This window comes from Mycobacterium innocens, assembly GCF_900566055.1.
Classification (GTDB): domain Bacteria; phylum Actinomycetota; class Actinomycetes; order Mycobacteriales; family Mycobacteriaceae; genus Mycobacterium; species Mycobacterium innocens.
The window spans coordinates 1-6761 of the sequence record NZ_UPHQ01000166.1 but is presented as its reverse complement, the minus strand read 5'-3'; the positions used below and the strand labels follow the sequence as shown (position 1 = coordinate 6761).

The window sequence follows — 6761 nt, the reverse complement described above, 5'->3', positions numbered from 1 at the left end:
CCCCGACGACAACCCCACCGCCGGCAAGCGCGACGCCCCCGACGACGGCGCCCCCTACGACCACCCAGCCGCCCGCAACGACCCAGCCGCCGGCCACCACCCAGCCGCCGGCCACCACCCAGCCGCCGGCCACCACCCAGGCACCGCCAACCCAGCAAGCGCCGGCGGTGCCGCAGATCCCGCCGATTCCGGCCATCCCGCAGATCCCCGGCATCGGCTTCCCGCAGATACCCCCGGTTCCCGGGCTCTAGACCCGGTCATCTCGCGGTCATCTCGCGCCAGGCAGCGCGCTTAGGTCGTCTTAGCTTAGCCCGCGGCTGTCTCATCCCGGGCTGACTTGAGAACTTCCTCGTTGTAGGCCTTGTCCTTGTCCAGGTTCTCCGCGACCTTCTTGTCTTCGTCTGTTTCTTCCTTGTCTGCCTTGGCTTTTGCCGCCGGCGAATCCGCGTCGTCGGCGTATCGAGGATGGCCGTTTTCGTCGAGCCAGTCTCCGACCGCCGTACCGGTAACGGTCCTGCCGGAGCCGGGCAACACCAACGTCGGTCGGTCCTCATAGGCCGTCATCATTTCGGCCGCTGTTTCCTTGGCTTCGTCGCTGGGTTCCGGCACCTCGGAGGTATCCGGTTTCCCGCCGTCGCTGCCGCTGCCGGCCTGTTGCCGGTGATCGCTGCGGCCGGCGGCCTGCTCGTCGTGCGCAGTCATGCCCGTGCCCCTTTGCAGTTGCAGTTTGTGACCGACCCCTCAATTCCGGTTACCCAATGCAGCGCTGGATCGAAACGCCTGCCGGTACGCGGGTCGTCGTCCCCGCGACACTGCAGCCACACACCCGACACGCCGATAGCGGTCGCAGTGGCTGCAGTCTCGATGAATACACAACCACCGAGACCGGTCCGGGTCAACGCCGCGCAGTGCGCACCGACACGTCCGCCCCGCCGTGGCGATCAGCGAATCATCCTGCGCGCCAGCCCTTCTGGCTGCGGCCTCGGCGACCGGTGGTAGGCCGAGCTGTCTCTCGGCGGCCTATCAGGCCGGTGTCGGATAGCTGACCCCCGTGAGACGTTCGGAAACTTCCCAGAGACGTCGGCAGTCAGCGTCGTTGCGGGCCCGGGCGGGCACCTTGGCCTCCGTCACGCCGCCGCCGGCTGCCTCGTAAAAGCCCCGGGGGCCGTAGAACGCGCCGCCCTCAGCCTGCGGGGTGGCGGCCGCATACAGCGCGGGCAGTATCCCCTCGTCGATCTCCTGCCAAAAGAACGGAGTCAAACGCCACGACGCCTGGTACAGCCGCTGCATCAGCGCCGGCTTTTCCCGGCCGTGCGAAGGTCCGCTGACCTGCAGGTTGGTCTTGGTCAACCCGGGGTGCGCGGCATTGGACATGATCCCCCAGCCGGCCTCGCGGCTACGGCGGTCCAGTTCGCGAGCGAACATCAGCACTGCCAACTTCGACTGTCCGTAGGCCGTCATAGGGGCGTAAGACTTTTCGAACTGCAAGTCGTCGAAGTGGATACGGCCGCGCCGTGCCGCCAAGCTGCTCAGCGAGACCACCCGCGCGGCCGGCGCCCCGCGCAGCAGCGGCAGCACATGGGCGGTCAGCGCGAAGTGACCGAGATGGTTGCTGCCGAACTGCAATTCGAAGCCGTCGGCGGTGGTGTCGCGTTCGGGTGGGGTCATGACGCCGGCGTTGTTGATCAGAATGTCGATCGGTCGGCCTTCGGAGTTCAATTGCTCACCCAACGCGGTGACGGAGGCCAGCGACGACAGGTCGAGTGCTTTGATGGTCAGCTTGGCGTCGGGAACCGCGGTGCGGATCTGCTCGATCGCCGCCTCACCCTTGGCGCGGTTGCGGATTGCCATCACCACATCGGCGCCGGATGCCGACAGCCGTCGGGCCAGCCCGAACCCGAGACCGCTGTTGGCGCCGGTGACGACGGCGAGCTTCCCGGACAGATCGGGCACCGTGGCGATCAGATCGTTAGCCATGCGTTTCACTCCTTTTCCGGTGGCGCCTGTCCAGTGTCCTCTTTTCCTCGCCGTCGCAGAATCCGACCGGCATGCTGAACACCATGGCCCTCCATCCGGGAACGTGCCGGCGGCGCGTCCGCGGATGGGCGGTGGCGTTGGTCCTCGGAACGCTACCGGCGCTGGCTTTCCCGGCGCCATCATGGTGGTGGCTGGCGTGGTTCGCGGTGGTGCCGCTGCTGCTGGTGGTGCGGGCCGCTGCCACATCGTGGGACGGAGCCGTGCGGGCCTGCTGGGGTGTCGGCGGGTTTGTGCTGACCACTCAATACTGGCTGGCGACCAGCACCGGCCCGCTGTTGGTGGTGTACGCCATCGGACTCGGTGCCCTGTGGCTGCCGTGGGGATGGATCGCCCACCGGCTGCTGTCGGCGCCGGTGACCGCCGCCCGGATGGCTGCCGCGGTGGTGGTGCAGCCCGGCGCGTGGGTGGCGGCCGAAGCGGTGCGGGCCTGGCCCCCGTTGGGCGGTCCGTGGGCGCTGTTGGGGGCGTCGCAGTGGAATCAGCCCGTCACGCTGGCGTCGGCGTCCCTGGGCGGAGTGTGGCTGACGAGCTTTCTGCTGGTCGCTGCCAATGCCGCCATCGTCGTCGCGATCGTGCACCACGGGCCGATGCGGCTGGTCGCGCTGGGATGTGCGGTGGCGTGCGCGGGACTGGGACCGGCGTGGTACCTGCTGGGCCCGGCGCCCGCCTCCGGTCCGACCGTGCGAGTCGCGCTCGTACAGCCCGGCGACATCGACGATGCGACCGCCCGTGAGGCGGCCAGTGAGGCGATCACGGCCACCCTCGTAGGCCAGCGCGTGGACTTGGTGGTCTGGGGCGAAAGCAGCGTGGGGCAGGATCTCACCAGACATCCCGAGGTGTTGGCCCGCCTGGCGGAGTTGTCCCGGCGGGTGGGCGCCGAGCTGCTTGTCAACGTCGATGCGGCAGCGCCGGGCGGGGGCATCTACAAGTCGTCGGTACTCGTGGGTGCAGGCGGAGTGCTCGGCAGCTACCACAAGACCCGTCTGGTGCCGTTCGGCGAATATGTGCCGCTGCGGCCGCTGGTCGGCTGGGTCACCCGCCACAGCAAGGCCGCCGCCGAAGACCGGAGGCGGGGAGCCGGGCCGGTGGTGCTGTCTGCCGGTGGTCTCGATATCGGACCGCTGATCAGCTATGAGACGACGTTTTCCGATCTGGCGCGGCGCGAAGCACTGCTGGGGGCCGAGCTGTTGGCGTACCAGAGTTCCACCTCGACATTTCAAGGCAGTTGGGCGCAGCCGCAATTGGCCGCGCAACCCGCGGTGCGTGCGGTCGAGGCGGGCCGCCCGGCGGTGCATGCCGGGTTGTCCGGCGACAGTTCGGCCTTCGACGTCCGGGGGCGCCGGCTGGCGTGGTGCCCGTCGGATTTCCGGGGCGCCGTTGTGGTCAGCGTTCCGTTGGGCTCGAGCACCACGGTGTACCAACGGCTGGGGGATTGGGTGCCGGTGACCGCGTTTGTGGTGCTGATCGGTGCTGTGGTCGTCGCGATGCTTCGCGCCCGTCGGCGTGCCAAACTGCGTGGATGAACAGCAGACGGGCCGCCAAGGTTTCGCTGACCCTGACCGTTGTGATGTTGGTGGTGTCGGTGGCCGGCTTCATCACCACGTTGGTGCTCAACGCATTCGTTCTGGACAAGTACAACGCTTACGGCGAAGTGCCCATCCCGGGCTCGGGCAGCGTCCAGCTGCCGGCCGGGGAGGTTACCGTCAGCCTGCACACCGTGGTCATCGGCGGCACCAACGGCACCGGCCTGCCCGTGCCGCCGCTGGGCATCTCGATCGACCCGCCCGCGGGTGTGCCACAACCACGGGTCACCGAAAGGCTCGGCAGCACAACCACGGTCAACAACGACGCACATGTGCGGGTGTGGATTGTCCAGGTTGCGGTCGAAGGTACCTACCGCGTGACAACCGAGGGCCAGGTCGGCGGATACATCAACCCGCGACTGGCTTTCGGCCACCAGAGCTCCTACGGCTATCTGGTGTGGGTATTCGTCGCCGGCTTCGTCGTCGGCCTGGTGGATCTGGCCTTGTCGGTGATGTGGCTGAGTCGCAGCCGGCCTACGGCCGTATCGCCGACGGTATGGTCGGCGCCCGTCGAGCCCAGCGAGCCCAGCGATCAAGGGGTCAAGCTCGAACGTATCAAAACCATTGCAGCACTGCGTGATTCAGGGGCACTGACCGAAAGCGAGTTTCAGGCCGAGAAGCGCCGGATTCTTCAGGGGCACTAACCACTACCGGGGCTTCAGTGACCGCGGGCGACCCATTCTTCATAGTGGACGATCTCGTCGCCGACCGTGGTGCTGTCGCCGTGGCCGGTATGCACGACGGTGTCGCCCGGCAACTTCCCGAGCCGTTCGGAGATCGACCGCAGAATCGTCGGGAAGTCGGAGAACGAGCGTCCGGTTGCCCCGGGTCCGCCGGAAAAGAGGGTGTCGCCGCTGAAGACGACGCCTGTCCCGGGGCCGAGCTCTGGGGCATACCAGCACACCGATCCCGGTGAATGGCCCGGGGTATGCAGCGCACGCAACTCCGTCCCGGCCACACGCACTGTCTCTTCGTCGTCGATGGCGCGAAAGTCTCTGTCCGGGTGCGTCATTCGCCACAGCACGTCGTCGCCGGGGTGCAGTAGCACCGGCGCATCCAGGGTCTGGCCGAGTTGGGGAGCCACCGTCACGTGGTCGTTGTGGCCATGCGTGCACACCACCGCCACCACATTGCGGCCCCTGACCGCCTCGATGATCGGCGCGGCGTCATGGGCGGCGTCGAAAACCACGACCTCGGAGTCATCGCCGACCAGCCAGATGTTGTTGTCGACTTCCCAACTGCCGCCGTCGAGTTCGAAAGTCCCATGGGTGACGACGCGCTCGATCACAGCATCACCACCGAGCGCAGCACCTTGCCGTCGTGCATCTTGTGGAATGCCTCCTCGACGTCGCCGAGCCCGATTCGTTCGGAGACGAACTTGTCCAGCGGAAGCCGGCCCTGCAGGTAGAGGTCGATCAGGGTGGGGAAGTCGCGTTCGGGTAGGCAGTCGCCGTACCACGAGGATTTCAATGCCCCGCCGTGGGAGAAGAAGTCCACCAGCGGGATGTCCAGTCGCATGTCGGGTGTGGGCACGCCCACCAGTACGACGGTTCCGGCCAGGTCGCGGGCATAGAAGGCCTGCTTCCAGGTTTCGGGCCGGCCTACGGCGTCGATCACCACGTTGGCGCCGAAGCCGTCGGTGAGGTCCTGGATGGTTGCGACGACGTCGGTTTCGCGGGCGTTGACCGTGTGCGTGGCGCCGAATTCGCGGGCCCACGCCAGCTTGGTGTCGTCGGTGTCGACGGCGATGATCTTCTTGGCCCCGACGAGCGCGGCGCCGGCGATCGCGGCGTCACCCACCCCGCCACAGCCGATCACCGCGACGCTGTCATCGCGCGTCACCCCGCCGGTGTTGATCGCGGCACCGATGCCGGCCATCACTCCGCAACCCAGCAGACCGGCCACCGCGGGATCGGCTGCCGGATCGACTTTGGTGCATTGACCGGAGTGCACCAGCGTCTTGTCGGCGAACGCACCGATGCCCAACGCGGGGGTCAGTTCGGTGCCGTCGGTCAGCTTCATCTTCTGTTCGGCGTTGAAGGTGTTGAAGCAGTAGTGCGGCCGGCCCCGTTTGCATGCGCGGCACTGACCGCACACGGCGCGCCAGTTGAGGATCACGAAGTCGCCCGGTTCGACCGTGGTCACCCCTGGCCCGACGGCTTCCACCGTGCCCGCGGCTTCGTGGCCCAGCAGGAACGGGTATTCGTCGTTGATGCCGCCCTCGCGGTAGGTCAGATCGGTGTGGCACACCCCGCAGGCGCTGATGTCGACGACGACCTCACCGGGCCCGGGCTCCGGGACGACAATGTCCACCAATTCGACGGGCTCACCCTTTTTTCGTGAAATCACGCCGCGCACTGTCTGATTCATGGCCCCAACCTATAGCCTGCCGGACAAATTCAGGACGGGTGTTCGGCACCGGCGTTGTCCAGGACCAGGGTCACGAACTGAAAGACCACATCGCGTCCCCGGCATTGTGCTCTACTTCTTCCAACCGCGGTCGATCGTGGTGTGCAATCGTGCCGCCGGGTGACTTGACTTGGAGGGTGCCGGATGTCGCTGGTGTTTGCTGTGCCGGAGCTGGTGGCGGGGGCGGCCGCGGATTTGGTTGGTCTGAGTTCGACGCTGGGTTCCGCCAATGCGGCCGCGGCGGCCCGGACGACCGGGATCTTGGCCGCCGCCGAGGACGAGGTGTCGGCGGCGATTGCGGCGTTGTTTTCCGGACACGCCCAGGGGTATCAGGCCGTCAGCGCTCAGGCGGCGGCGTTTCATGCTCGGTTCGTGCAGGCCTTGTTCGCGGGTGCGGGAGCGTATGCCACCGCGGAGGCCGCTAACGTGTCGCCATTACAGGGCCTGCTCGACGCGGTGAACGCCCCCGTGCAAACCCTGACCGGGCGTCCGCTGATCGGCAACGGCGCCAACGGCACGCCCGGCACCGGGCAGGCCGGGGCGCCGGGCGGCTGGTTGATCGGTGACGGCGGGGCCGGCGGGTCGGGTTCTGCGGGGATGGCGGGCGGTGCCGGCGGGGCAGCCGGATTGTTGGGTTCCGGCGGCGCCGGTGGTGCCGGCGGGAGTTCGGTGACCGGTAACGGCGGTGCCGGCGGTGCCGGCGGTGCCGGCGGGTGGCTGTCGGGTAACGCC

8 protein-coding genes are annotated in these 6761 nt (G+C 67.8%); 3 read left to right on the top strand and 5 right to left on the bottom strand.

Going from position 1 to position 6761, the window contains the following annotated elements; all coding sequences use genetic code 11:
• From EET03_RS30315 to EET03_RS16475, 3 genes are all read right to left on the bottom strand, one after another.
• A partial coding sequence (locus tag EET03_RS30315) for a hypothetical protein (protein WP_208649071.1) occupies positions 1 to 196 on the bottom strand: 196 nt, incomplete at its 3' end.
• 110 nt (positions 197 to 306) lie between these two features.
• A complete protein-coding gene (locus tag EET03_RS16480; protein ID WP_099193600.1) occupies positions 307 to 702 on the bottom strand; it encodes a hypothetical protein in 396 nt (131 codons plus the stop codon).
• A 321-nt stretch (positions 703 to 1023) separates the two neighbouring features.
• Positions 1024 to 1977 carry an SDR family oxidoreductase gene (locus EET03_RS16475; RefSeq protein WP_063469387.1) on the bottom strand — a complete coding sequence of 318 codons (954 nt, stop codon included), beginning with the start codon at positions 1975 to 1977 and terminating at the stop codon, positions 1024 to 1026.
• An 83-nt stretch (positions 1978 to 2060) separates the two neighbouring features.
• Here EET03_RS16475 and lnt point away from each other — a divergent pair, with 83 nt between their 5' ends.
• Complete coding sequence (gene lnt / locus EET03_RS16470; RefSeq protein WP_082274540.1) at positions 2061 to 3560, top strand: apolipoprotein N-acyltransferase; 1500 nt, start codon at positions 2061 to 2063, stop codon at positions 3558 to 3560.
• Entirely contained in the window at positions 3557 to 4264 is a 708-nt protein-coding gene (locus tag EET03_RS16465; RefSeq protein WP_075541952.1) for an SHOCT domain-containing protein, read from the top strand. Before lnt ends, EET03_RS16465 begins: the two co-directional genes overlap by 4 nt.
• 14 nt (positions 4265 to 4278) lie before the next feature.
• Here EET03_RS16465 and EET03_RS16460 read toward each other — a convergent pair whose 3' ends face one another.
• On the bottom strand, positions 4279 to 4956 hold the full coding sequence (locus EET03_RS16460) for an MBL fold metallo-hydrolase (protein ID WP_075541954.1): 678 nt from the start codon (positions 4954 to 4956) through the stop codon (positions 4279 to 4281).
• A complete protein-coding gene (locus tag EET03_RS16455) occupies positions 4905 to 5990 on the bottom strand; it encodes an S-(hydroxymethyl)mycothiol dehydrogenase (protein ID WP_075541951.1) in 1086 nt (361 codons plus the stop codon). The genes EET03_RS16460 and EET03_RS16455 overlap by 52 nt, the downstream gene beginning before the upstream one ends.
• Positions 5991 to 6173: 183 nt before the next feature.
• On the opposite strand from EET03_RS16455, the gene EET03_RS16450 reads away from it, so the two are divergent.
• Positions 6174 to 6761: PE family protein (locus EET03_RS16450; protein WP_136625710.1), on the top strand; the 588-nt coding region annotated here is incomplete at its 3' end.